Origin of the sequence: Rhizobium sp. ZK1 (assembly GCF_047782645.1) — a bacterium.
In the GTDB taxonomy this organism is placed as follows: Bacteria; Pseudomonadota; Alphaproteobacteria; order Rhizobiales; family Rhizobiaceae; genus Rhizobium.
Genome location: NZ_CP180586.1, coordinates 90,291 through 112,278 on the forward strand (window position 1 = coordinate 90,291; position 21,988 = coordinate 112,278).

General features: G+C 60.6%; 21 protein-coding genes. 13 read left to right on the top strand and 8 right to left on the bottom strand.

Translation table 11 applies throughout. From position 1 onward, the window contains the following. The first annotated feature begins 28 nt into the window (after nt 1-28). Nucleotides 29-1,066 (top strand): 4-hydroxyproline epimerase, encoded by a 1,038-nt coding sequence (locus ACK9YZ_RS00465; protein ID WP_416065298.1) that lies wholly within the window; start codon nt 29-31, stop codon nt 1,064-1,066. Between the two features lie 9 nt (nt 1,067-1,075). On the opposite strand, the gene ACK9YZ_RS00470 is transcribed toward ACK9YZ_RS00465, so the two are convergent. Beyond that, nucleotides 1,076-1,552 carry an RbsD/FucU family protein gene (locus tag ACK9YZ_RS00470; RefSeq protein WP_416065299.1) on the bottom strand — a complete coding sequence of 159 codons (477 nt, stop codon included), beginning with the start codon at nt 1,550-1,552 and terminating at the stop codon, nt 1,076-1,078. Next, nucleotides 1,536-2,783, bottom strand: a complete 1,248-nt coding sequence (locus ACK9YZ_RS00475; RefSeq protein ID WP_416065300.1) for an ROK family transcriptional regulator — start codon at nt 2,781-2,783, stop codon at nt 1,536-1,538. Before ACK9YZ_RS00475 ends, ACK9YZ_RS00470 begins: the two co-directional genes overlap by 17 nt. A 233-nt stretch (nt 2,784-3,016) precedes the next feature. Between ACK9YZ_RS00475 and ACK9YZ_RS00480 the strand changes: the two genes are divergently transcribed. From ACK9YZ_RS00480 to ACK9YZ_RS00510, 7 genes are all read left to right on the top strand, one after another. Next, nucleotides 3,017-4,036: a sugar ABC transporter substrate-binding protein gene (locus tag ACK9YZ_RS00480; protein ID WP_037071865.1), complete on the top strand. Its 1,020-nt coding sequence runs from the start codon at nt 3,017-3,019 to the stop codon at nt 4,034-4,036. 153 nt (nt 4,037-4,189) lie between these two features. Continuing rightward, a complete protein-coding gene (locus ACK9YZ_RS00485) occupies nt 4,190-5,254 on the top strand; it encodes an ABC transporter permease (RefSeq protein WP_216756884.1) in 1,065 nt (354 codons plus the stop codon). A gap of 2 nt (nt 5,255-5,256) precedes the next feature. Continuing rightward, nucleotides 5,257-6,039 carry an ATP-binding cassette domain-containing protein gene (locus ACK9YZ_RS00490; RefSeq protein ID WP_216756885.1) on the top strand — a complete coding sequence of 261 codons (783 nt, stop codon included), beginning with the start codon at nt 5,257-5,259 and terminating at the stop codon, nt 6,037-6,039. Then, nucleotides 6,036-6,668 (top strand): nucleoside triphosphate hydrolase, encoded by a 633-nt coding sequence (locus ACK9YZ_RS00495; RefSeq protein WP_216756886.1) that lies wholly within the window; start codon nt 6,036-6,038, stop codon nt 6,666-6,668. The genes ACK9YZ_RS00490 and ACK9YZ_RS00495 overlap by 4 nt, the downstream gene beginning before the upstream one ends. 64 nt (nt 6,669-6,732) lie before the next feature. Further along, nucleotides 6,733-7,773 (top strand): dihydroorotase, encoded by a 1,041-nt coding sequence (gene pyrC, locus ACK9YZ_RS00500; RefSeq protein ID WP_416065301.1) that lies wholly within the window; start codon nt 6,733-6,735, stop codon nt 7,771-7,773. A 178-nt stretch (nt 7,774-7,951) separates the two neighbouring features. Continuing rightward, nucleotides 7,952-9,130, top strand: coding sequence for a GGDEF domain-containing protein (locus ACK9YZ_RS00505; protein WP_216756888.1), 1,179 nt, complete (start codon nt 7,952-7,954; stop codon nt 9,128-9,130). A gap of 189 nt (nt 9,131-9,319) precedes the next feature. Next, complete coding sequence (locus ACK9YZ_RS00510; RefSeq protein ID WP_216756889.1) at nt 9,320-9,856, top strand: glyoxalase superfamily protein; 537 nt, start codon at nt 9,320-9,322, stop codon at nt 9,854-9,856. Between the two features lie 34 nt (nt 9,857-9,890). Here ACK9YZ_RS00510 and ACK9YZ_RS00515 read toward each other — a convergent pair whose 3' ends face one another. After that, nucleotides 9,891-10,373 carry a DUF1772 domain-containing protein gene (locus tag ACK9YZ_RS00515; protein WP_416065302.1) on the bottom strand — a complete coding sequence of 161 codons (483 nt, stop codon included), beginning with the start codon at nt 10,371-10,373 and terminating at the stop codon, nt 9,891-9,893. 98 nt (nt 10,374-10,471) lie between these two features. Between ACK9YZ_RS00515 and ACK9YZ_RS00520 the strand changes: the two genes are divergently transcribed. From ACK9YZ_RS00520 to ACK9YZ_RS00530, 3 genes are all read left to right on the top strand, one after another. Continuing rightward, nucleotides 10,472-11,125, top strand: a complete 654-nt coding sequence (locus ACK9YZ_RS00520; protein ID WP_416065303.1) for a TetR family transcriptional regulator — start codon at nt 10,472-10,474, stop codon at nt 11,123-11,125. A gap of 75 nt (nt 11,126-11,200) precedes the next feature. Continuing rightward, nucleotides 11,201-11,896 (top strand): orotate phosphoribosyltransferase, encoded by a 696-nt coding sequence (locus tag ACK9YZ_RS00525; protein WP_216756892.1) that lies wholly within the window; start codon nt 11,201-11,203, stop codon nt 11,894-11,896. A gap of 61 nt (nt 11,897-11,957) precedes the next feature. After that, the gene (locus ACK9YZ_RS00530) at nt 11,958-12,884 is read left to right on the top strand and encodes a carbohydrate kinase family protein (protein ID WP_416065304.1); all 927 of its coding nucleotides are present in this window, start codon (nt 11,958-11,960) and stop codon (nt 12,882-12,884) included. 66 nt (nt 12,885-12,950) lie between these two features. Here ACK9YZ_RS00530 and ACK9YZ_RS00535 read toward each other — a convergent pair whose 3' ends face one another. Then, the gene (locus ACK9YZ_RS00535; protein WP_416065305.1) at nt 12,951-13,325 is read right to left on the bottom strand and encodes a metalloregulator ArsR/SmtB family transcription factor; all 375 of its coding nucleotides are present in this window, start codon (nt 13,323-13,325) and stop codon (nt 12,951-12,953) included. A gap of 168 nt (nt 13,326-13,493) precedes the next feature. Between ACK9YZ_RS00535 and ACK9YZ_RS00540 the strand changes: the two genes are divergently transcribed. Then, on the top strand, nt 13,494-14,447 hold the full coding sequence (locus ACK9YZ_RS00540; RefSeq protein ID WP_416065306.1) for an acyl-CoA desaturase: 954 nt from the start codon (nt 13,494-13,496) through the stop codon (nt 14,445-14,447). A 3-nt stretch (nt 14,448-14,450) separates the two neighbouring features. On the opposite strand, the gene ACK9YZ_RS00545 is transcribed toward ACK9YZ_RS00540, so the two are convergent. The 3 genes from ACK9YZ_RS00545 to ACK9YZ_RS00555 all read right to left on the bottom strand — a co-directional run bounded on the left by ACK9YZ_RS00545 (nt 14,451) and on the right by ACK9YZ_RS00555 (nt 18,836). Then, nucleotides 14,451-15,254, bottom strand: a complete 804-nt coding sequence (locus tag ACK9YZ_RS00545; protein ID WP_416065307.1) for an alpha/beta fold hydrolase — start codon at nt 15,252-15,254, stop codon at nt 14,451-14,453. Between the two features lie 115 nt (nt 15,255-15,369). Beyond that, the gene (gene pgi, locus ACK9YZ_RS00550; RefSeq protein WP_416065308.1) at nt 15,370-16,995 is read right to left on the bottom strand and encodes a glucose-6-phosphate isomerase; all 1,626 of its coding nucleotides are present in this window, start codon (nt 16,993-16,995) and stop codon (nt 15,370-15,372) included. A gap of 140 nt (nt 16,996-17,135) precedes the next feature. Continuing rightward, nucleotides 17,136-18,836: a long-chain fatty acid--CoA ligase gene (locus ACK9YZ_RS00555; RefSeq protein ID WP_416065309.1), complete on the bottom strand. Its 1,701-nt coding sequence runs from the start codon at nt 18,834-18,836 to the stop codon at nt 17,136-17,138. 249 nt (nt 18,837-19,085) lie between these two features. Here ACK9YZ_RS00555 and ACK9YZ_RS00560 point away from each other — a divergent pair, with 249 nt between their 5' ends. Further along, the gene (locus ACK9YZ_RS00560; protein WP_416065310.1) at nt 19,086-19,478 is read left to right on the top strand and encodes a PRC-barrel domain-containing protein; all 393 of its coding nucleotides are present in this window, start codon (nt 19,086-19,088) and stop codon (nt 19,476-19,478) included. Between the two features lie 49 nt (nt 19,479-19,527). Here ACK9YZ_RS00560 and ACK9YZ_RS00565 read toward each other — a convergent pair whose 3' ends face one another. Further along, on the bottom strand, nt 19,528-21,978 hold the full coding sequence (locus ACK9YZ_RS00565) for a glycoside hydrolase family 2 protein (RefSeq protein WP_416065311.1): 2,451 nt from the start codon (nt 21,976-21,978) through the stop codon (nt 19,528-19,530). Between the last annotated feature and the right edge of the window lie 10 nt (nt 21,979-21,988).

Genomic DNA, 21,988 nt, shown 5'->3' on the forward strand with positions numbered 1-21,988 from the left:
ACGCGTTAAGTCTGATGGGAGTTTGCAGATGAGATGGAAGCGCACGATCCAGCTTCTGGATGTTCATGCCGAAGGTGAAATTGGCAAGGTCGCGATTGGCGGCGTGCCGAAGATTCCGGGCGAAACGGTTGCCGCCCAGCTTCACTGGCTGAACACCGATCCGAAGGGCCAGGAACTTCGTCGCTTCCTATGCCTTGAGCCGCGCGGTGCGCCGATCGGCTCGGTCAACCTGCTCCTGCCGCCAAAGCATCCCGATGCCGATGCGGCCTTCATCATCCTGCAGCCGGATCAGGCGCATGCGAGCTCCGGCTCGAATTCCATCTGCGTCACGACCGCTCTTCTCGAATCCGGCATCGTCGAAATGAAGGAGCCGGAAACCATCGTCACGCTGGAAACGGCAGCCGGCCTCGTCAAGGCAACGGCCACCTGCCGGGACGGTCGCTGCGAGAAGGTGAAACTGACCATGGTGCCGTCCTTCGTCCAAGAACTGGATGTCGAGATCGACACGCCGCATTGGGGAAAGATCAAGGCCGACATCTGCTATGGCGGCATCTTCTATGCGCTGGTCGACGTCGGCCAGATCAATCTGACAATCGAGAAGGCCAATGCCGCAGCACTGGTGCAGGCCGGCATGATCCTCAAGGATCTCATCAACCGCAATATGCACGTCGTGCATCCGGAAATCCCGGCAATCTCGGGTGTGGCCTATGTCATGTTCCGTGATCTGGAAGCGGACGGCACGGTTCGCACCTGCACGACCATGTGGCCGGGACGGGCCGATCGTTCACCCTGCGGCACCGGCAATTCGGCCAACCTCGCGACCCTCTACGCACGCGGAAAGGCCAAGGTCGGCGATATCTTCAAGTCGAGGTCGATCATCGGCTCGGAATTCGAAGTCGGCCTGCAGTCGGTGACGCAAGTCGCCGGCAAGCCCGCCGTCATCCCGACGATATCAGGTCGCGGCTTTACCTTCGGCCTGTCGCAGGTCGCACTCGATCCCTTCGATCCGCATCCCCTCGGTTTTGCCCTGACGGATGTCTGGGGACCATCGGCCGGCGAGATCTGATCTCACGTCTCAATAGACGAAAGGATCGACCTCGGCCTTGGCGGGTGCGTCGCTGGCCGCGGGATAGATCACACCCTTACGCAGGATGATGTTGGCATAGAGCCGCGGCTCACCGGTCTGGATGACTGCATGGGCTGCGCGCACGCGGCCATAAAAATCCGGCCCGATCAGCGGAATAACCTGTCGGTCCGGTTCGTGTTTGGCGCAGCGGGCGATCATCTCCTCATGCACGGGGTCGAGCTTGTCGCGTTCGCTCTTCACCGTCGAGCGGAAGATCGCTTCCTCCACGAAGTCGTCGATCGGTAATACGCTCAAAACGGCATCGAGAACCGGAATGAGATGGTGCCCGTCGAGCCGGATCAGCCGCCGTGCATGTTCGATGCCCGGATAGTTGCCGTCGACGATGGCGATTTCGTCGCCATGGCCCATGCCGCGCAATGTCGCGAGCAGGTCCGGGCTCAGCAGCGGGTCAAGCCCTTTCAGCATTGTCGATCTCCTTGAAAAGTACATTCTGGTCGGTGAGATAGCGCGCGAAGATCGGCAGGCTGGCCCCGCCGATGGCGCGTGCCTGCGCGCCGACCATGCCTTCGACGATATCGGGCATGACGACGCCCTGCAGATCGAGCTTTTCGGCCTCGTGGATCGTCGCCTGCACGATGCGCCGGCGTACCCAGTCGGGAAAGCCGCCATCGATGACGGCGGCGCTGAAGTCGACGATCGAGGCCGCAGCTACGATCGCCTGTGCCAGCGCCTTGGCCGTATCCTGTATCCAGGCCTCCATCGGCTCACCGAAATCCACCCAGTCATCGGCCGAATACCAGAGGGGCGAAGGATCTATGCCACGCTCGCGCAGCATGTTTTCCAGCACGAAGATCGAAGCGATCTCGAGAAGCTGCAGTGTCTCGCCGTTCTTGCCACGCACCGGTAGCGGACCGATGGCGCCGGCAGTGCCGGTACGGCCGGAAAAGATCGACGAATTCAGCACGATCCCCCCACCAATGAAGGAGCCGATGAAGAAATAGACGAAGTCCGGATAGGACGGACCAACGCCGAAGACGAGCTCCGCACCGCAGGCGCTGGTCGCGTCGTTCTGCAGGAAGACCTGGTAGGATACCTGCGCGGCGATTTCCGATTGCAGGTCGAAATCACGCCAGACCTCCATGGCTCCCTCGGGCGCCCCCACCTCATCGGCCCAGTTCCATAGTTCGAAAGGGGCCGCGATGCCGAGACCGGCAATGCGGCTGCGTTCGCGCTCGTCGAGCTTTCCTTCCAGCTCCTTGATCCCATGGGTCACGAAGGACAGGATCTCGTCGGGCAGGGGATAGGCGTAGATCCTGTGCAACTGCAGCCGGATCTTGCCGACGAAATCCATCAGCACGAGGTCGGCGCTCCGCCGGCCGATCTTCACGCCGAAGGAATAGACGGCATCCGGATTGAGCCGCATCGGGATGGATGGCTGGCCAACACGGCCGCGAATGGGCTCGCCGCGCGAAAGCAGCCCTTCCTTCTCCAATACCCGCATGATGACGGAGACCGTCTGGGCCGAAAGCCCGCTACGGCGTGCGATATCGGCCTTCGACAGCGCGCCGTATAGGCGCACCAGCGACAGCACGAGCCGTTCGTTATAGGCGCGCACCCTGATCTGGTTCGCACCTCCCGACGGATTCAGAATTGGCGGTGGGACCGGCATGGAATCCGGACCATCCAAGGACGACATTGGCCACTCCTCCCAATCAACGGCCTATGCCCTAATTTTCCTCAGCATGCCACATCGAATTAATAATTCAATTGGATTTATTTATTGACAAGCCGTTTTCTTTCGCTCTTAATTGCCATTGTCAACGGCACGGGACGGCTTTGGGAGGGGCTCATGTCACATCCGCAAGTCTCGCCGTGCATGAATTCCGGCACCGCCTTGGGGGCGGGTCGGCTAATCTCTGGGAGGAGTTCATGAAGAAATCAGTTCTCGCTTTCGGCGCTCTCGCGCTCGGTGTCGCCTTTTCCGCTCCGGCGATGGCGGCAGATGTTTCCGCCTGCCTGATCACCAAGACCGACACCAACCCCTTCTTCGTCAAGATGAAGGAAGGTGCGACCGCCAAGGCCAAGGAACTCGGCGTTTCGCTGAAGTCCTATGCCGGCAAGATCGACGGTGACAGCGAAAGCCAGGTCGCGGCGATCGAAAGCTGCATTGCCGACGGCGCAAAGGGCATCCTGCTCACCGCTTCCGACACCAAGGGCATTGTCTCTTCGGTCAAGAAGGCGCGTGATGCCGGTCTGCTGGTCATCGCGCTCGACACACCGCTCGAGCCGGCCGATGCCGCCGACGCCACCTTCGCCACCGACAACCTGCTCGCCGGCAAGCTGATCGGCCAGTGGGCCAAGGAAACGCTCGGCGATAAGGCCAAGGACGCCAAGGTCGGCTTCCTCGACCTGACGCCGTCGCAGCCGACGGTCGACGTTCTGCGCGACCAGGGCTTCATGATCGGCTTCGGCATCGACCCGAAGAACCCGAACAAGATTGGCGATGAAGATGACAAGCGCATCGTCGGCCATGACGTGACGAACGGCAACGAGGAAGGCGGCCGCAAGGCCATGGAAAACCTCCTGCAGAAGGATCCTGGCATCAACGTCATCCACACGATCAACGAACCGGCTGCAGTCGGTGCCTATCAGGCGCTGAAGGCCGTCGGTATGGAAAAGAACGTACTGATCGTATCGGTCGACGGCGGTTGCCCGGGTGTCAAGTCGGTCAAGGAAGGCGTCATCGGCGCCACCTCGCAGCAATATCCGCTGCTGATGGCGTCGCTCGGTATCGAGGCGATCAAGAAGTTCGCTGATAGCGGTGAGAAGCCGAAGCCGACCGAAGGCAAGTCCTTCTTCGATACGGGCGTCTCGCTCGTCACCGATAAGCCGGTCTCCGGCGTCAAGTCGATCGACACCAAGGAAGGCACGGACAAGTGCTGGGGCTGAGCCCTGCCTGATTGACATCAGAACGGCCGGGGCTTGATCCCCGGCCATTTTGGGCGGACGATATGCCGTCGCCCGACAAACCGGCTGATTAAGACCGGAAGTATATCGGTCGCGGCTTCCGCGTGGGTTTGCCGCGGATGCGAAGGAGGAACAATGACCGGAGCACAGGAATTTGAACGCGTCCTCGACAAGAGCGACAAGAACGTCGCCTCGTTCGAGCACGAGACCGTCTCGCTGATCAAGCGCGCCCAGCATTTTCTGCACTCGACACCGGCCGCCGTGCCGCTGATCGTGCTGGTGCTGGCGATCATCGTCTTCGGGATAACGATTGGCGGACGGTTCTTCTCGTCCTACACCCTGACGCTGATCCTGCAGCAGATCGCCATCGTCGGTATTCTCGGCGCAGCCCAGACGCTGGTCATCCTGACCGCCGGCATCGATCTTTCGATTGGCGTCATCATGGTCATCTCGGCCGTCATCATGGGCAACGTCGCCATAACCTACGGCATACCGACGCCGATCGCGGTCATTGTCGGCCTTCTCGTCGGCGGCCTGTGCGGATTGCTGAACGGCTTTCTCGTCGCCTACATGAAACTGCCGCCCTTCATCGTGACACTTGGCACCTGGAATATCGTCATGGCGACGAATTTCATCTATTCCGCCAATGAGACGATCCGCGACACCGACGTCGACGAACAGGCGCCGCTGCTGCATCTTTTCGCCGCGAGCTTCAAGCTCGGCAGTGCCGTGCTAACGCTCGGCGTCGTCGCCATGGTCCTGCTCGTCCTACTCCTGTGGTATGTGCTCAATCACACCGCCTGGGGCCGGCATGTCTATGCGGTCGGCGACGATCCGGAAGCAGCCAAGCTTTCCGGCATCCAGGCGAAGAAGGTATTGTTGACCGTCTACACCATATCCGGCGTTATCGCCGCTTTCGCGGCCTGGGTCTCGATCGGCCGCAACGGCTCGATCTCCCCGTCCTCGGCCGTCACGGATTATAACCTCCAGGCGATCACCGCGACCGTGATCGGCGGCATCTCGCTGTTCGGCGGCCGCGGCTCCATTCTCGGCACGCTCTTTGGCGCCATGATCGTCGGTGTCGTGTCGATGGGCCTCAACATGCTTGGTGCCGATCCGCAATGGAAAGTCCTGCTGACCGGCGTGCTGATCATCGCCGCCGTCGCCATCGACCAATGGATCAGAAAGGTTTCGGTGTAACCATGGTTGTCGAACCCATTCTCACTGCCCGCGGCCTCGTCAAGCGTTATGGACGCGTGACAGCGCTCGACAATGCCGATTTCGACCTCTACCCGGGTGAAATCCTGGCGGTCATCGGCGATAACGGCGCCGGCAAATCCTCGCTGATCAAGGCGATTTCAGGTGCGGTCACTCCCGACGAGGGCGTGATCACGCTGGAAGGCCGGCAGGTGCAGTTCCGCTCGCCGATGGAAGCGCGCGACGCGGGCATCGAGACCGTCTATCAGAACCTCGCCCTTTCGCCGGCTTTGTCGATCGCCGACAACATGTTCCTCGGTCGCGAGATCCGCAAACCGGGTCCGCTCGGCTCCTGGTTCCGCATGCTCGACCGGCCGACGATGGAAAAGCAGGCGCGCAACAAGCTTTCCGAACTCGGCCTGATGACCATCCAGAATATCAATCAGGCGGTGGAAACGCTCTCCGGCGGCCAGCGCCAAGGCGTCGCCGTTGCCCGAGCGGCCGCCTTCGGCTCCAAGGTCATCATCATGGATGAACCGACCGCCGCCCTCGGCGTCAAGGAAAGCCGCCGCGTGCTGGAGCTCATTCTCGACGTGCGCGCCCGCGGCATTCCGATCGTGCTCATCTCGCACAACATGCCGCATGTCTTCGAGGTAGCCGACCGCATCCATATCCATCGCCTTGGGCGTCGTTTGACGGTCATCAATCCCAAGGAATACACGATGTCCGATGCCGTCGCCTTCATGACCGGCGCCAAGGCAGTCCCTGCGGAGCCCGTCGCTGCATGAATGCGAGAATAGACGACATTGTCGGCGAGGTCTTGAACCGCGCCGGCAACTCCAGGCGCTTCCTGATCGCGATCGCCGGCCCGCCGGGTGCCGGCAAATCCACCATGGCCGACAAAGTCGCCAGCGGCCTCAAGGCGAAGGGCGAGAGCGCTGCGGTGTTGCCCATGGACGGCTTCCACATGGACAATGCGGTCCTTATCGAACGCGGACTGCTGGCCCGTAAGGGCATTCCGGAAACCTTCGACGTGCGCGGCTTCCTCGACATCGTCAGAGCCGTGCGCCCCGCCGATCAGGAAGTTCTTGTTCCCGTCTTCGACCGTTCGCGCGAACTCGCCATCGCCTCTGCCCGGCCGATCGATCCCCAGGACCGCTTCATCATTATCGAGGGCAACTATCTGCTCTTCACGCAGGGCAAATGGGCCGAACTCGACGGCATCTTCGATTACACGATCATGCTCGCCCCGCCGATGGAGGTTCTGGAAGAGCGCCTCTGGGATCGTTGGCGCGGCTACAAGCTGACCGAGGAAGAAGCAAGCGCCAAAGTCTATGGCAACGACCTGCCGAACGGCCGTCTCATTCTCGAAAATCGCCGGCCTGCCGACATCACATTGGAAATCGCGCTGGCCTGAACAGTTGTTTCCGTACCGGTGTTGATGCTATCGAGGCGAAACCCGCATCGCTTCGGAGGCTTCCATGCAATCGATCACCATCCGCCGTCCTGACGACTGGCACCTGCATCTGCGCGACGGCGCCATGCTGGAAGGTGTGATCGGCGATACGAGCCGCACCTTCGCTCGCGCCATCATCATGCCGAACCTGGTGCCACCAGTCGTCACGACCGCGGATGCGACCGCCTATCGCGAGCGCATCATGAAGGCGCTTCCGGCCGGCCATCGTTTCCAGCCGCTGATGACGCTCTATCTGACCGAGGATACGAGCCCCGACGACGTGGAAGAGGGCAAGAAGAGTGGCCTCGTCACGGCCGTCAAACTTTATCCCGCCGGTGCCACGACGAATTCACACGGTGGCGTGCGCGACATGGAAAAGGCGATGCCGGTGCTGGAGCGCATGGCGAAGATCGGCCTGCCGCTCTGCGTCCACGGCGAGGTGACGACGCCTGACGTCGATATCTTCGATCGTGAAGCCGTCTTCATCGAGACGGTGCTCGACCCGCTGCGCAAGCGCCTGCCGGAACTGAAGGTGACGATGGAACATGTCACGACATCAGATGGCATCGACTACATCAAGTCGGCCAAGGCCAATCTCGCCGGTTCCATCACCACCCATCACCTGATCATCAACCGCAACGCCATCCTCGTCGGCGGCATTCGCCCGCATTATTACTGCCTGCCGGTCGCAAAACGCGAAAACCACAGGCTGGCGCTCCGGGCCGCGGCGACGAGCGGCGATAGCAGGTTCTTCCTCGGCACGGATTCTGCCCCGCATGTCGATCCGCTCAAGGAATGCGCCTGCGGCTGCGCGGGGATCTATACCTCGATCAATACGATGAGCTGCCTTGCCCATGTGTTCGAGCAGGATAGTGCGCTCGACAAGCTGGAGGCCTTTGCCTGCCTGAATGGCCCGGCCTGGTATGGGCTGGCGCCCAACGAGGAACGCATCACGCTGGAGCGGCAGGCCGAACCGGTGGTCTTCCCCGCCAGGATTGAGACCGGCGTCGGTCCGGTCACCGTCTTCGATCCGATGTTTGCGCTGCATTGGCGGATCAAAGCCTGAGTAAAGACGTTGCAGGCTTAAATATTATTCCCCTTATAGTTGCCGCCGAATGTGGAATTTGTAACGCTCGGCTGCGAAATCCATGTTTTTTAACGGAATGCGTAAGACATTCGTCAGCAATGACGAGATAGATTTTCAGAACGTTATCGGCGCGGCAGGAGCCGCGGAGATTTAAAGCATGATGCTTGACTATAATTCATTGCTGCTGGCGCTCGGCGTTTCAGCAACCTGCCTTGCCGTGACGCTCATGGGAAGCTGGCTCGTGCGCCGGGCCGAAACCTTTCTTGTCACCGGCGCATTCGGCCTCGTTCTCGTCGTCGCCGGCATTTTTGCCTACGCCTTTTATGTAGAACAGCCCGGGCCTGTGCTCGGCGTCGGCAACTTCGTGCTGTTCCATGCCGGTTTCGCGACCATCTGGGGCGCTGGCTATCAGTTCCGCACCGGCCGGCTCCCGATATCAGGCATCGTCGTCTGTGCACTTGTCGCCATGGCCACATCCGTTCCGCCGATGATCGCCGGGCTGGATGGTCTGGCCTTCATGGCCGATAATCTCGCCATCGCCTTCCTCCTGTTTGCCACCGCCTGGCAATACTGGCTCGACCGCGCCGAAGCACCTGCGCCGATATCAGGCATTACCGCTCTCTATACATTGACGGCGATTTCCTTCGTGCTCTGCGCTGCCGTATTGATCTGGGACGGCAAACTGGTGCTCGGCGCCGCACCCAGCAACTGGGCGGAAGATCTCAGCCTTGCCATATGCATCGCCGGCATGACCGGCATCGGCGCCCTGTCGCTGGCGCTGCATCAATGGCGGCTTGCCGCCCGCCACCGCATCGAGGCGATCACCGACCCACTGACCGGTCTGCTGAACCGCCGCGCCCTGTTCGATCAATATGGCGTCCGCGCCATGGGCGTTTCGACCGCTGTCATCGTCTTCGACATCGATCATTTCAAATCGGTCAACGACCGCTATGGCCATGCGGCCGGCGACCATGTCCTGAGGGTCTTTGCAGGCGAACTCTCGGCCAATTGCCGCAGCGGCGATACGGCCGCCCGCCTCGGCGGTGAGGAATTCGCGCTGGTGCTGAAGGAAATCATGCCCGGCCGCGCCGAGCTTGCCGCTGAGCGCATCCGCAAGGCCTTCGAGGAACGCGACATCTATATCGACGACGAGGTGCTGAAATGCACCGTCAGCGTCGGCGTCGCCCCCGGCCGCTCCAACCCGCTGGATTTCGATGCCATGCTGGGGGAGGCGGACAAGGCGCTCTATGTCGCCAAACGCGCCGGCCGCAATCGTGTCGAACTCGCCAGCCACCTTCATTCGGTGCCGGCAGGGGATGCGCGCTCGGCCTCTTGATCCCTCCCCCGACCTTTCGTAAGCTGACATCGGCCGGATGCAGCCAGCCGCCCCGCGATGCGCAAGCATTATGGTGAATGCATCCAAATCCACCTTCACGTCCTTGTCTCCCAGGCAATCGATGGCGAACGGGTCAGCAGACGCGGGCACTGATCTTCCTGTTTGCCGCTAACGGAGAAGGATGAACTCATGCGCGATTTTCGCGATGCCAAGCTTATGGCAAAAACCCTGCGGCAGGCGCTTGCCGACCGCGATATTTCCCTTACCCATAGTGAAACCCTGGAGATCGTCGCCAGACAATTCGGCTTCGACCAGTGGAATATTCTCTCCGCAAAGCTGGACGAGACGGAAGGGTCAAAGTCCGCAATCGGCATCGAGCCGCCGGTGCCGATCTTCCGCATCTTCTCGGTCGAGAAAGCCATGGAATTCTATTGCGGTTTCCTGGGCTTCACGCTGGATTGGGAGCATCGTTTCGGAGAGAACTTTCCGCTTTATTGCCAGGTCTCGCGTGAAAGCATGCAATTACATCTGAGCGAACATTCCGGCGATGCCAGCCCCGGCGCCCGCGCCTTCGTGCGGGTGAAGGATATCAGGGCCTATCAGGCAGAACTCGCCGCCAGGAACTACCGCTATATGAAGCCTGGCATCGAGGAAGCGCCCTGGGGCCTCGAAATGGGCGTCATCGACCCCTTCAACAACCGCATCACCTTCTGCCAGCAAAACTGATTGGAGGAAGGGCGGAGGGCATTTCCTCCGCCTTTCAGATCAGCATCAGCGCACGAACGAACGCAACCGAGGCCAGCAGCGAGGCGATGGTGCGCACATGGTTCCACCAGGTCCAGTTCCTGAGATAGGTGGTCCAGAACTGTGTCGCGCCCGGCTCGCTGCCGCTGACTTTCGCCAGCGCGTCATTCATCGGCACGTTGAAGACGATGGTCGAGAGAAAGGACGCGATGACATAGAGTGCTGCGCCGGCCAGCATCATCGAAGAGGCGCCGCCGCGCCAGTTCAGGAAGGCCAGCACGGCGATCACGACGCAGAGGAACGCCGTCGGCGCGAAAAGCAGCATGAAGGGCGAGCGGACGATGGTCACGTTGATGGAATTCATCGCAGCAATACCCTGCTCGGCCGGGATGCGCGAAAAGGCGGTCATGATGAAGGTCGAGAAGGCAAAGAAGATGCCGGCGACAAGGCCGCTGCCGATCGCAGCTGCGGTGAGGCATAGGACGAGAATGATCTGCATTTGATAATTCCTCCTCGAGAAATAAGAGAAACTCTCTCATTTGCAAAACGTGATAATCTCTCTTATTTTCCATGTCAATGGGCGAGGAAGGCAGGCCGATGGCGAAAGAGGCGGTTGTAAAACGCAGGCGAAAGCCGGAGCCAACCGGCCAGCCGCGCCGCATTCCCAGCCAGCAGCGCGGCCGCGAACGTTTCGAGAGAATCCTGTCGGTCGCCTCCGATCTCATCCAAAGGAATGGCAGCGACGCGCTGAAAATGAGCGAGATCGTTGAAAAGGCGGAGCTTTCTTTCGGCGCCCTCTATCAGTATTTCCCCGACAAGACCGCGATCATCCGCACGCTCGCCGAACGTTTCAACGAGCAGGGCCGCCAATGCGTGGCCGATGAACTGGCCAAGGTAACGGATGCCGATAGTCTCCGGGTGGCGCTCGGCGTGATCACCGACGAATATTACGCCTTCTTCCGCCGCGAGCCCGTGATGCGCGACATCTGGCACGCCACGCACACCGACAAGCTTCTTCAAGAGGTCGATGCCGAGGACATGGAATTCCATGCGCAGGCCCTGCTTTCGGTGCTGAAACAGCTGTGGCCCGATCGCGCCGAGACGGAGCTTTTGGCCATTGCCCGGCTGACAATGCAGCTTCTGGCGGCGGCTGTCCGTTATGCGGTTTCGCTCGACGAGAAGGAGGGGGCTGAGGCAATCGCGCTCTTCCGGAAGATGCAGGTTGCTGATATCGGCCGTCTGCTCGGCTGATGGCCCTCTTCTATCTGGAAACCGGCCGCTCTTGCTGCTATTGCCGCTAGAACGTCAGCCGAAGGAGAGAGCCGCATGATCCAGACCACATTTCCCGACCGCGCCGTCATGGCAGAGCTGCTGGCAAAGATGCTCTGGGAGATCAAGGCGGTGCATTTCAACGCCGAAACGCCCTATAAATATGCGTCGGGCATCATGAGCCCCGTCTATATCGATTGCCGCAAGCTCCTGTCCTTTCCGCGTGTCCGCTCGACCGTGATGGATTTTGCCGCCAGCACCCTGCTGCGCGATGCCGGGTTCGAGCAGTTTGACTGCATCGCCGGCGGCGAGACCGCAGGCATCCCCTTTGCAGCACTGCTTGCCGATCGCCTCGGCCTGCCGATGATCTATGTCCGCAAAAAGCCGAAGGGTCATGGCCGCAATGCGCAGATTGAAGGCGACATGAAGGACGGCGCCCGGGTGCTCGTTATCGAGGATCTGACGACGGCGGGCGGCAGCATGTTCACCTTCATCGATGCCATCAGAGCCGCCGGCGGCATCGTCGATCACGGCATTGCGCTCTTCTCCTACGGCATTTTCCCGGAAGCGCAGCAGCGCTTTGCCAATGGTAAGGTTCAGTTCCATCATATCGCCACCTGGCGCGAGGTACTGGCGGTTGCCAGGCAGCAGAAGCTCTTCGACGACAGGACGCTGCAGGAGGTCGAGGCCTTCCTCGATGCGCCGCTTGCCTGGTCGGCGAGAAATGGTGGCGTGAGTGAGCTTTCGCTCTAGCCTTTTGACAAAAGCTCGCTTAATCGATTGAAGAATGCGCAAGTTCTTTGGGAGGAATTCGATGATTTTGTGCTGCGGCGAAGCCTTGATCGACATGCTGCCGAGGGACACGACGTTAGGCGAAAAGGGCTTTGCACCCTATGCCGGCGGTGCGATCTTCAATACCGCGATCGCGCTTGGCCGCCTGGGGATTCCCACGGCCTTCTTCACCGGCATCGCCGACGACATGATGGGCGAAATCCTGCTCGATACGCTGAAGGCGAGCAATGTCGATTACAGCCCTTGCGCCATCACCCCGCGCCCTTCGACGATCGCATTCGTCAAGCTGGTCAACGGCCAGGCGACCTATGCCTTTTACGATGAGGGCACGGCCGGTCGCATGATCACCACCGACGACCTGCCAACCCTCGGCGACGACTGCGAGGCCCTGCATTTCGGCGCGATCAGCCTCATCCCGAGCCCCTGCGGCGAAACCTACGAAGCACTGCTCGACCGGGAAGCCGCTAGGCGCGTCATCTCGCTCGACCCGAACATCCGCCCCGGCTTCATCAAGGACAAGGCCGCGCATATGGCTCGCATCAAGCGCATGGCCGCCAAGTCCGACATCGTCAAATTCTCCGATGAGGATCTCGAATGGTTCGGCCTGGAAGGCGACCATGATGCGCTCGCCGCCCATTGGCTGAACCACGGCGCCAAACTCGTCGTCATCACCAAGGGTGCGGAAGGTGCCACCGGCTACACCAGCGCGCGCAAGGTCACGGTGCCGAGCGAGCGCGTCACCGTGGTTGATACGGTCGGCGCAGGCGACACATTCGATGCCGGCGTCCTGGCTTCGCTGAAGATGGATAACCTGCTGACCAAGACCCAGGTCGCCAATCTCGATGAGCAGGCCCTGCGCAATGCTTTGGCTCTTGGCGCCAAGGCGGCAGCCGTCACCGTCTCCCGTGCCGGCGCCAATCCGCCCTGGGCGAAAGAGATCGGTCTCTGAGACCTTGAGCCGAACTCGGCTCGCATCCCTTTCTCGCGCGTGCCGCTAGAGGAGTTGCCTTGAAATTCAGGGCAGTTCCTTCGCATCTTTCTCGCGGGCACGCGCCTGGCTTTCCTTCTTGATCGGCCGGCCGACAGGGCAAACTTCCTGCACGAAGCCGTTGAGCGTGTTGACCAGATTGTTCTCGATCAGGGAATAGTGGACAAACTGGCCCTGTTTCTCCCTTCGGATCAGCCCCGCCGTCTCAAGGACAGAAAGATGCTGAGAAACGGCCGGCTTGGACATGCTGAACCGGTCGGCGATCTCGCCGGCGGTCAGGCCCGATGCCGAGAGATAGGCAAGGATCTTCCGGCGCGGCGCACTGGAAAGCGCCTGGAACACCCGCTGGGCCGCGCTTACGGAGCCATCTGCTCCTGCATCATCGAATGTCTCTTCGTCCAAGTCCTGTCTCCATGGCCGCGGCAGTATCACATCGAGCCGTTAACGATTTAAGCAATTAATGCATTGCTTAATTGCTTCGGTTGATGCAAAGTAATTAGGTAATTCCTTAATTAATGAATTGGCGGGCGATGTTCAAGTGTTGAATGCGCCCGAGGGAAGGAGTTTGCCATGAGCAGTATTTCCACCGGACGCATGATCGATGACAACAGCGATCCCGTGAAGGGCAGGGTGGTGTGGATGCCCGCAAAGTCGATCTGGGTTGCCGCCATGACCCTGATTGCCATCGTCGGCGGGCCGTTGACCTTCACCTGGAGCGCATTCGCCGTCTTCATCCTCCTGACCGGCATCACGATCTGCCTAGGCCATTCGGTCGGCATGCACCGACTGCTGATCCATCGCTCATTCCGTACGCATCTCTGGATCGAGCACTTTCTCGTCTATTTCGGCACGCTGGTCGGCATGGCCGGCCCGTTCGGCATGATCTATGCGCACGATATTCGCGATTGGGCGCAGCGGCAGCGAGACTGCCATGATCTCTATGCCCACAGGCGGTCTTTCTTCGTCGACGCCTTCTGGCAGATGCATTGCGCGGTGCTGTTGGATCACCCGCCGCGTTTCGTTCTCGGAGAAAGGGAGGGCCGCGATCGTTTCTATCGCTTTCTGGAGGCGACATGGATGGCGCAGCAGCTTCCTCTGGCGGTGTTGCTTTTCACGGTCGGCGGAGTGCCGTGGGTGGTCTGGGGCATTGCCGTGCGGGTATCGGTGTGGCTGACCGGACACTGGCTGGTCGGTCATTTTGCCCATCGAGACGGCCATCAGGGCTGGAGTGTCGATGACGTCGCGGTGCAGGGCTATAACCTGCCGCATTTCGGGCTGGTGACCTTCGGCGAGAGTTTCCATGGTAACCATCACGCCTTTCCGGAATCCGCCCGTCTCGGCATCGAGCCGGGTCAGCTGGATCTCGGCTGGTATTTCATCCGGCTGCTGGAGAGGCTCGGGCTGGCCTCTGCAATCAAGCTGCCGCACTCGATCGAGCCGAGGCGAGGCCTGAAGCGCGTCAATGCATCGCAAACTGCCGCTGACGGCGCAGATCAGCCTTGGGCACGCGAAATCCGCCTCTAAGGCCTATTCCATCCGCTGCAGAAAAGCCCGGACCTCGCGATTGAAGAGGTCCGGCTGCTGCAGCGGCGCGAAATGGCTGACATCGGGCATGAGCACGAATTCCGCATCCGGGATCGTCCTTGCCAGATAATCGGCATGTTCCGGCTTGATGAATTCGTCATGCTCGCCGAGCACGATGGAGACCGGTACCTTGATGCCGGCCAGTTGCTCCGCCGAGTAGTTGGGCTCCGTCGCCATCATCTTCGACACATCCGCGACGAAAGCCTCGAACTGATCAGGTGTCGCCGATAGCGCCTGGTAGTCCTTCCTGTGGCGGCTGAAGCAGCGGTCGATAACGGGCGTCATCTTGAATTCCTTGGCGCCGCTGGGGTCCATGTTGCAGGCGAAGAAGAACACACCGCAGACGCGGTCCGGGTGCTGGTCGGCGAGAATCAGGGATGTACAGGCGCCATCGCTCCAGCCGACGAGAGCCGCTTCCTCGATGCCGGCATGATCCATGACTGCCAGCACATCGGATGCCATCAGGTGATAGGTATAGGGACGGTCGTCACGGGTGCTGCGGCCATGTCCACGGCTATCGATCACCACGACCCGATGACCGGCCTCGACAAGATCGGGAACCTGATAGCCCCAGTTGCCGCTATTGCCGAGCCCGCCATGCAGCAGGATGACGGCTGGACCAGCGCCATAACTCGCATACCAGATACGCGCGCCCTTGTTCTCGACGAAGCCCTGCTCGCTCGAGGGCGGCAATGGCAGCGCTCCTTCGGCTTCGAATTTCACCAGCTCATCATCCGTTGCAGTCATCGGCTCCTCCTCTGTCACTCTCTCTATAGACGACGAGATGTTCTGCAATTCGACAGGGTCAAATAAAAAAGCCCACCCGCAGGACGGATGGGCTTCGATAGCAGCGTGGCCGAGATTACTTGGCGAGCTTCGCCAGCGCAGCGACCAACCCCTGCGTCGAGGAATCGTGACCTGCAGCGCTTTCCTTGCCTTCGACGACGGGCAGCAGGCCGGTCGCCAGTTCCTTGCCAAGTTCCACGCCCCACTGGTCAAAGGAGTTGATGCGGAAGAGCACGCCTTCGACGAAGACGCGGTGCTCATAGAGCGCGATCAGGCGGCCGAGCGCATAGGGCGTCAGCTTGTCATAGACGAAGGTGATCGAGGGGCGGTTGCCGGTAAAGACGCGGTGCGGGGCGATGAAGTCGGCCTTCTTGTCGTCCATGCCCTTGTCGGTCAGCTGCTTCTTGGCTTCCGCGAAGGTGCGGCCCTTCATCAGCGCCTCCGACTGGGCGAGAACGTTGGACATCAAGAGCTGGTGCTGGTGGCGCAGTTCCGGCTCGAAGCCGTTGGCGGCGATCATGAATTCGGCCGGGATGATGCTCGTGCCCTGATGGATGAGCTGGTAGAAGGCATGCTGGCCGTTGGTGCCGGGCTCACCCCATACAACAGGGCCGGAATTGTTTTCGACCGGAGTGCCGTCGATGGTGACACCCTTGCCGTTCGATTCCATGTCGAGCTGCTGCAGATAGGCCGGGAAGCGCGATAGGCGCTGGTCATAGGGAAGCACGGCGCGCGTCGGATAACCCAGAACATTGCGATGGTAGAAGCCGATCAGGCCGAGCAGCATCGGCAGGTTTTCGGCAATCGGCGCGTTACGGAAATGGTTGTCGACGGCATGGGCGCCATCGAGGAACTTGCCGAAATTCTCCGGGCCGACAGCGATCATCAGCGGCAGGCCGATGGCCGACCAGATCGAGTAGCGGCCGCCGACCCAATCCCAGAAGCCGAAGACACGTTCGCTTTCGATGCCGAAGGCCGCGACCTTGTCGAGCGCCGTCGAAACTGCGGCGAAGTGGTGCTGAACAGCAGCTTCACCAAGCGCGCTGGCGATGAATTTGCGCGCCGTCTGCGCATTGGTCATCGTCTCGACGGTGGTGAAGGTCTTGGAAGCGACGATGAACAGCGTCGTTTCCGGCTGCACCAGCTTCAGGATGTCGGCAATATGGGCGCCGTCGATATTGGAGACGAAATGGGCGCGCGGGCCGTCATGGAAGGGGGCCAGCGCCAGCGTCGCCATGACCGGGCCGAGATCCGAACCGCCGATGCCGATATTGATGACATCGGTGATCTTCTTGCCGGTTGCACCCTTCAGCGCACCGGCGCGCACGCCGTCGGCAAACTTGCCCATGGCTGTCAGTACGGCGTTGACGTCAGGCATGACATCCTTGCCGTCGACCAGAACGGGCGTGTTGGAGCGGTTGCGCAGCGCCGTGTGCAGCACGGCGCGGTCCTCGGTGAAGTTGATCGCCTTGCCCGAGAACATCTCCTCACGCTTCTTCTCGACGCCGCCTTCTTCGGCGAGCTTCACCAGAAGCTTCAGGATCTCGTCGTTCACGGCCGTCTTGGAATAATCCATCAGCAGGTCGTCAAGCGATACGGAAAAACGCGAGAAGCGCTGCGGGTCGGTTGCGAATGCGGCGCGCAGATCGGTTGCCTTGGTGGCTGCCGCGGTGCTCTTCAGTTGTTCGACGATGGCATTCATGGAAGGCTCCTTTGGAGGCGGAGAGGGTCGCGGAAACTATTCTGTTTCCCGCAGCCAAATCAAGTTCAGCCATGTGTCGAAATATGAAAAAAGCCACCCGCGACAAGCGGATGGCCCTCAATTTCACGAGACCGTCAAATTCAGCCGCGCAGGTCCTTGCGCAGGATCTTGCCGACAGGCGTTTTCGGCAGTTCGGTGCGGAATTCGATGAAGCGCGGCCGCTTGTAATTGGTGAGATTGGCCGCGCAATGGGCCTTCACATCGGCTTCGGTGAGACCAGGATCCTTGCGCACGATGAAGAGTTTTACCGCCTCGCCGGAATGCCCGTCCGGAACGCCGATCGCCGCCGCCTCCAGGATGCCGGGATGCATGGCCGCCACTTCCTCGATCTCGTTCGGATAGACGTTGAAACCGGAGACGAGGATCATGTCCTTCTTGCGGTCGACGATCTTGGTATAGCCGCGCTCGTCCATGAAACCCATGTCACCGCTGCGGAAATAGCCGTCAGGCGTCATCACCTTCGCCGTTTCCTCCGGCTTGTTCCAGTAGCCGGCCATCACCTGCGGGCCGCGGATACAGATCTCGCCGATCTCGCCAAGCGGCAGCGAATTGCCGTCTTCGTCTCTGATGTCGAGTTCCGTCGAGGGTATGGGAAGGCCGATCGAGCCCGTGAACTCGGGCGAATCGAAGCGGTTGGCGGTGGCAACCGGCGAGGTTTCCGAAAGCCCGTAGCCCTCGGTGACATGCGAGCCCGTCACCTTCAGCCAGCGCTCGGCCACCGGCCGCTGCACGGCCATGCCGCCGCCGAGCGACATGACGAGCGAGGAGAAGTCGAGCTTGGCGAAGTCGGCATTGTTGAGCAGCGCGTTGAACAGCGTATTGAGGCCGGGGAAGATGTGGATGTTCGACTTCTGGAATTCCTTCACCAGCCCCGGAATGTCGCGCGGATTGGCGATCAGCACATTATGGGCGCCAAGCGACATGCCCATCAGCGAATTCACGGTCAGCGCGAAGATATGGTAGAGCGGCAGGGCGCAAAGGAAATTCAGGACGTCAGGCTGCTTCTTCTTGTCGAAGGCGGATTTCAGCCACAACTGCAGCTGCATCTTGTTGGCAAGCAGGTTCTGGTGCGTCAGCACCGCACCCTTGGCAATGCCGGTCGTCCCACCCGTATATTGCAGGAAGGCGATGTCGCTGCCGGTGAGGCTGACAGGCGCAAGCGTCTTCTTCGCGCTTTCCGCAAGCACCTGCCCGAAGCTCTTGTGCTGCGGGATTGACCAGGACGGAACCAGTTTCTTCACCCGGCGAACAACGAAATTGATGATATACCCCTTGGGGCCGAGCATTTCGCCGAGAGAGGTGACGATGACATGGCGCAGGTCGGTCTTGTTGATAACCTGCTCGACGGTGCGCGCGAAGTTTTCGAGAACGAAGATCGCCTTGGCGCCGGAATCGTTGAGTTGGTGCTCGAGCTCGCGCGGCGTGTAGAGCGGGTTGACGTTGACCACGACCAGGCCGGCGCGCAGGATGCCATAGACGGCGACGGGATTCTGCAGCACGTTCGGCATCATCACGGCGACACGATCGCCTTTCTGCAGGCCGGTGCTCTGCAGCCAGGCGGCCACCTTGCGGGTCTGCGCTTCGAGCTCCCGATAGGTCATCACCTTGCCCATGCTGGAAAAGGCTTTCCGATCGGCAAAACGCGCGCAGCTCTTTTCCAGTAGATCCGGCAGCGATGCAAATTCCAGTGGGGGAATCTGGGCCGGAACGACATCCGGATAGGTGGCAAGCCATGGTTTTTCCGGTTTCGCACCGCTTGGGTGGACGGAAATGCTGTTCATTTTCTCTCTCCCATTCGGCCGCCGAAACCGGGTTTGCACCGGCATCGATCGGGAGATTCCTCCATCTCCCGTCAAGGCAGCTTATGCCATTGCTTGAAGGGTTCAAGCGGATTGAGGCTACAATAACCTTGACGTAAACGTCAATATCCCGGCCGGTGCGTGCGAACATCGTGCGTGAGGGAACTTTGAAGCACAGGGTACGTTTTGTGGGTGTGGATGAACCACGAGGAAACGACAAAGGAGGTGCACATGCTCAATCAGGATACCGACGCCACTCGCCGTGACCCGAATGTGAAGGATACGCCGACGCTGATCGCCAGCGACCGCGTTGAAGGCACCCGTGTTTATGGTGCCGATGGCAAACATATCGGTTCCATCGAACGTCTCATCCTCGGGAAGCAGGACGGTCGTGTCGCTTACGCCGTCCTGAGCTTCGGCGGCTTCCTCGGCATCGGCAATGATCACTATCCGCTGCCGTGGGAAAAGCTGACCTACGATACCCAGCTGGACGGCTACCGCATCGATCTCACCAAGGACCAGATCGAAGGCGCGCCGAGCTACGCGGATGATGACGACACCTGGTACAACGATAATGGCCGCCGGGTCTATGACTACTACGGCGTGCCGCCCTACTGGATGTAACGTTATCCGCGAGGACGAGCCGGAAGAGGCCCCGCGAGAGCGGGGCCTTTCATTTTGCGGTCACGAGGTCGTTGGCTGAGCGCAGCACCGTGCCGACAACGATATCCTCGACCGAGATCTGCTTGTCGCTTGCCACGCGGAAGACATGGCTTTCGCCGGGCAGAAGAGTTACCAACATCGAATCCACCAAGGCCGCGGGATCAAGCCGATCCGCCATCAGACACAGATCCTTAAGGAAGCTCTTCGCCGCGACGGTAACCTCATAGCCGTCGGCCAACCTTGCCAGCGAAATACCAAGCTCCGGTGCGGGAAGCTTCAAATCGACATCCTCGACAAAATAATGGAAGGCGCGCTTGTCGAGCATCTGCACGACGATGACTTCCTCATTCGCCAAGCCGGCTGTTGCGATATCCTCAGGCAGAGCAAATTCCTTCGCTTCGAAACGATCGCAGAGCAGCCGCCAGAATTCGAATTCCGCCAGCACCGCGCCATCCAGCCGCATACGCTTGCCGCTGATCTTCGAGCGCCAGAACAGGGTCTGTTCGTTGACGGCGACGGCCGAAAGGCCTTTACCGCGTGGCTGGATCGTCAGCAGGCGAGGGTGAAAGGCCTGCTGCATCGCATACCAGAGCGGCTTGCGCCGACCGGCGGAATCGAGTGCTGCCCATGACGTGACCGGCCAGCAGTCGTTGAACTGCCAGACGACCGTGCCCTTGCAGATATCGCGATGCGAACGCATGTGCTCGACGGCGAAGCGGATGGCGCGCGCCTGGTTAAGCTGTGTTGCGAAATGCCAGTCATCCATCGTCTGCGGCACGGGCAGGTGTCCGGCAAGCCCCTTGATGAGCTTGTCATTGCCTTGCGTCGCCTTCTGGTGATGAAAGACGCCGCGCGATTCCGGCGTCAGCGGTTCGTCATGCACGCTCTCCTGGAGCGTCGCCCAGTTCGGCGGGGCCTGCCAACCGAATTCGGAGCAGAAGCGCGGAATGTAGTTGCGGTAGACTTCGTAACCGACATCGTTCCACACGTCCCAGATATGTTTGCAGCCGTGCCGGTCGTCATTGGGCTCGATATCCATGGAGCCGGAATAGGGACTGCCCGGATAATAGGGCCTGATGGGATCGAGTTCGGCGCAAAGCTTCGGCAGCACATCGAGATAATAGCCGAGCCCCCAGCTGACACCGTCCTTGATGATCGGCCGCCAGCCCCACTCGTCAAAGCCCCAGATATTCTCGTTATTGCCGTTCCAGATGATGAGCGATGCATGCGGCATCAGCCGCACGACATTGTCGCGAACCTCGGCGATGATTTCGCTGCGCAACGGCTCCTCCTCCGGATAGGAGGCGCAGGCAAAGAGGAAATCCTGCCAGACGAGCATGCCGGCGCGGTCGCAGGCTTCGTAGAACTCATCCCGCTCGAAGATGCCGCCGCCCCAGACCCGCAGCAGATTGATGTTGGCGGCTTTCGCCTCGTCGATCCGCGCTGCGTAACGCTCCGCCGTCACGCGGGACGGGAAACAATCATCCGGAATCCAGTTGGAGCCGCAGGCAAAGATCGGCACGTCGTTGATGATGAAGGTGAAGGCCGAGCCATGCGTATCCGGTGACGTATCAAGCCGCAGCGAGCGGAAGCCAATCTGCTTCGAATAACGGTCGAGCATATCGCCGCTCTCGTCTTCCAGCCGGATCTCCAGCGGATAGAGCCGCTGAGCGCCGAGATGATGAGGCCACCAGAGTTGCGGCGAGGGGACGCGGACCTCGAACGAAACCTCCTCTGCATCCGCTTCGACTATGACCGTCTGCGTTACGCCGCCGATCTCGGCCGTGAGCGTCGCCGGCGCGGCCTCGCCATGTCGCGCTATCAGCGCATATAGCTTGACCAGCCCATCGCCGCCCGCAAGCGTCGCCGAAACGCGTGTTTCTGCAAGCCGCGCCCGATCCCAACTCTCCAGCCGCACCGGTTTCCAGAGCCCGGCCGTGACCAGCGTCGGACCCCAGTCCCAGCCGAAATTGCAGGCCATCTTCCGCATCAGATTACCTGGCCCCGGATAATTGTTGGGGCGGTAGCCGTAATGTTTCTCCATCTCGGCGCCATAGGCATAGGCGGAATGGAAGGTAATACTGAGCTCGTTGGCCCCGGCGATCAGCAGCGACGAAACGTCGAAGCGATAGGTGCGGTGCATGTTGAAGGTGCGGCCGATCTCCTCGCCGTTCAGGCGGATCGTCGCGATCGTGTCGATCCCGTCGAAGACGAGTTCCTGAACCTTGCCGTCATCGGGCTCGGCTTCGAAGCTCAGCCCGTAGACCCATTCCGTCTTGCCGATCCAGTCATTGGTGATCTCGTTGATGTCGAGATAGGGATCGGGGATCAGCCGGTTTGCGAGCAGGTCGAGATGCACGCAGCCAGGCACCGTTGCTGGAATCGAAGCGGGCAGGCCGGTCCTTCCTGTATCGTTACAGGAAAGCGCCCAGCCGTTATGAAGGTCTCTCCTTCCAATCATGTCAGCCTCT

Coding starts and splice junctions, on each gene's coding strand:
- ACK9YZ_RS00465 (WP_416065298.1), top strand. CDS start 29: ATGAGATGGAAGCGCACGATCCAGCTTCTGGATGTTCATGCCGAAGGT.
- ACK9YZ_RS00470 (WP_416065299.1), bottom strand. CDS start 1,552: ATGCTGAAAGGGCTTGACCCGCTGCTGAGCCCGGACCTGCTCGCGACA.
- ACK9YZ_RS00475 (WP_416065300.1), bottom strand. CDS start 2,783: ATGTCGTCCTTGGATGGTCCGGATTCCATGCCGGTCCCACCGCCAATT.
- ACK9YZ_RS00480 (WP_037071865.1), top strand. CDS start 3,017: ATGAAGAAATCAGTTCTCGCTTTCGGCGCTCTCGCGCTCGGTGTCGCC.
- ACK9YZ_RS00485 (WP_216756884.1), top strand. CDS start 4,190: ATGACCGGAGCACAGGAATTTGAACGCGTCCTCGACAAGAGCGACAAG.
- ACK9YZ_RS00490 (WP_216756885.1), top strand. CDS start 5,257: ATGGTTGTCGAACCCATTCTCACTGCCCGCGGCCTCGTCAAGCGTTAT.
- ACK9YZ_RS00495 (WP_216756886.1), top strand. CDS start 6,036: ATGAATGCGAGAATAGACGACATTGTCGGCGAGGTCTTGAACCGCGCC.
- pyrC (WP_416065301.1), top strand. CDS start 6,733: ATGCAATCGATCACCATCCGCCGTCCTGACGACTGGCACCTGCATCTG.
- ACK9YZ_RS00505 (WP_216756888.1), top strand. CDS start 7,952: ATGATGCTTGACTATAATTCATTGCTGCTGGCGCTCGGCGTTTCAGCA.
- ACK9YZ_RS00510 (WP_216756889.1), top strand. CDS start 9,320: ATGCGCGATTTTCGCGATGCCAAGCTTATGGCAAAAACCCTGCGGCAG.
- ACK9YZ_RS00515 (WP_416065302.1), bottom strand. CDS start 10,373: ATGCAGATCATTCTCGTCCTATGCCTCACCGCAGCTGCGATCGGCAGC.
- ACK9YZ_RS00520 (WP_416065303.1), top strand. CDS start 10,472: ATGGCGAAAGAGGCGGTTGTAAAACGCAGGCGAAAGCCGGAGCCAACC.
- ACK9YZ_RS00525 (WP_216756892.1), top strand. CDS start 11,201: ATGATCCAGACCACATTTCCCGACCGCGCCGTCATGGCAGAGCTGCTG.
- ACK9YZ_RS00530 (WP_416065304.1), top strand. CDS start 11,958: ATGATTTTGTGCTGCGGCGAAGCCTTGATCGACATGCTGCCGAGGGAC.
- ACK9YZ_RS00540 (WP_416065306.1), top strand. CDS start 13,494: ATGAGCAGTATTTCCACCGGACGCATGATCGATGACAACAGCGATCCC.
- ACK9YZ_RS00545 (WP_416065307.1), bottom strand. CDS start 15,254: ATGACTGCAACGGATGATGAGCTGGTGAAATTCGAAGCCGAAGGAGCG.
- pgi (WP_416065308.1), bottom strand. CDS start 16,995: ATGAATGCCATCGTCGAACAACTGAAGAGCACCGCGGCAGCCACCAAG.
- ACK9YZ_RS00555 (WP_416065309.1), bottom strand. CDS start 18,836: ATGAACAGCATTTCCGTCCACCCAAGCGGTGCGAAACCGGAAAAACCA.
- ACK9YZ_RS00560 (WP_416065310.1), top strand. CDS start 19,086: ATGCTCAATCAGGATACCGACGCCACTCGCCGTGACCCGAATGTGAAG.
- ACK9YZ_RS00565 (WP_416065311.1), bottom strand. CDS start 21,978: ATGATTGGAAGGAGAGACCTTCATAACGGCTGGGCGCTTTCCTGTAAC.